Raw genomic sequence first — 1,762 nt, forward strand, 5'->3', positions numbered from 1 at the left:
TAGTTAACATAAGACAACTTAAGGTTAATATAGTATAAATTGATTAGTTTTGAAGACTATATTTTTATAAAAAAATCAATTTAAAAATAATGAAAAAGTTAAAACACATTTTATTACTTCTGGTTGTTTCCTTTACTTCATGCTTGAGTTTTGCTCAAACTGAAACCGCCGTTAAAACCGATTTAGAAAATAAATTATTACAATTGTTTCCTGGAGTTGAAATTACCAAGATGAAAGATTTAGAAGGATTTACAGAATCATATCAATTGGTACTTAATGAACCTTTAGATCACAAAAATCCTAAAAAAGGAACTTTTAAACATTACATCTATTTATCGCATGTAGGTTTTAATAGCCCAATGGTAATTGAAACCGAAGGATATGCAGCAAGATACACCAAAACCGAATTAAGTTCTTTATTAAATGCTAATCAGGTTATTGTAGAATATCGTTTTTACGGAAAATCCAGACCAAACCCAATTCCTTGGGAATATCTGACAAATGATCAAGCTATAGCCGATTATCATAATATTGTTACTAAACTAAAACAATTATATACAGGAAAATGGATCTCGACAGGAATTAGTAAAGGCGGAGAAACTACCTTAATATATAAGTCAAAATATCCTAAAGATGTAGATGTTGCAGTTCCTTATGTAGCGCCATTAATTAATACACAAGAAGACCCAAGAATACAACAACATCTTGCAACTGTAGGCACAGCAGAATGTCGCGATAAAATAGTTAAATTTCAGCGTGCATTACTGCAAAATAGAACTGCACTTCTAAACGAAATAAAACTATATGCAGAGGAAAAGAAAATGACTTTTACAGAAGTTTCTATGGATGAAGCTTTAGAATATGCTGCGCTGGAATTTCCTTTTTCTTTCTGGCAATGGGGAGGAAAATGTGAAGACATTCCGAGTAAAGATGCAACACCTAAAGAGCAATTTGATTACATGAATAAAATCGTTGGAATTAGTTTTTACTGCGACAACACTTTCTACGATTTATTACCATCGTATTACCAACACATGAGCGAATTGGGTTATTATGGTTTTGATTTTGCGCCAGTAAAAGATTTATTGACTGCTGTAAAAAGCACTTCTAATAATAGATTTGCGCCAAAAGATGTTCAGATAACTTATAACCCAAAATATATAAAGAAAGTTAGAGAATACGTAGAAAATAAAGGTTCCGAAATACTTTATATATATGGTGGTTACGATACTTGGGGAGCTTGTGCTCCTACTCCAAACCCTAGCCTTGATGCGTTAAAAATGGTTAATCCGGGAGGAAGCCATGCAACAAGAATTAAAAATTTCCCAGAACAAGATCAGGAAAAAATAATGAAGACTTTAGAAAAGTGGTTAGCTAAATCATAATATAAAATGTCATTAGTAAAAGAGAAAAGCAAAATTAAAACTGCTTTTCTCTTTTTTTATTCTCAATCAAAAGTTTGTCTCCAATTTTGTCATTTCGACGAAGGAGAAATCTCCACGAGAAACTCCGTTATCAAAATCGCCAATCTTTGTCGAGTTACTTGCTAAGATTTCTCCTTCGTCGAAATGAACTGTGTTTAAAAGCAAATTTATTTTTAATTATTTTGTAAATAATATTCATTTTTTGATGCTAAAGCAAATGCTTGTTTAAGTAGTTTGTTTGCTACAGCGATTAAAGCTATTTTTTTAGCTTTTCCTTTTTCGACTAATCTATCGTATAATTCTTTACAAGCAGCATTACATTTTTTAGCAGACCAAGA

General features: G+C 31.4%; 2 protein-coding genes and 1 pseudogene. 1 reads left to right on the forward strand and 2 read right to left on the reverse strand.

Features of this window, described 5'->3' with window-relative positions:
- The first annotated feature begins 89 nt into the window (after window positions 1-89).
- Window positions 90-1,385 (forward strand): S28 family serine protease, encoded by a 1,296-nt coding sequence (locus tag B8T70_RS23455; RefSeq protein WP_086896432.1) that lies wholly within the window; start codon window positions 90-92, stop codon window positions 1,383-1,385.
- 66 nt (window positions 1,386-1,451) lie between these two features.
- Here the strand turns inward: B8T70_RS23455 and B8T70_RS24170 are convergent, their stop codons facing one another.
- Window positions 1,452-1,589, reverse strand: a complete 138-nt coding sequence (locus B8T70_RS24170; RefSeq protein ID WP_207621564.1) for a hypothetical protein — start codon at window positions 1,587-1,589, stop codon at window positions 1,452-1,454.
- An 8-nt stretch (window positions 1,590-1,597) separates the two neighbouring features.
- Window positions 1,598-1,762, reverse strand: a pseudogene (locus B8T70_RS23685) (IS110 family transposase); the annotation flags it as partial.

This window comes from Flavobacterium sp. AJR, assembly GCF_002156885.1.
Taxonomy (GTDB): Bacteria; Bacteroidota; Bacteroidia; order Flavobacteriales; family Flavobacteriaceae; genus Flavobacterium.

Coding starts and splice junctions, on each gene's coding strand:
- B8T70_RS23455 (WP_086896432.1), top strand. CDS start 90: ATGAAAAAGTTAAAACACATTTTATTACTTCTGGTTGTTTCCTTTACT.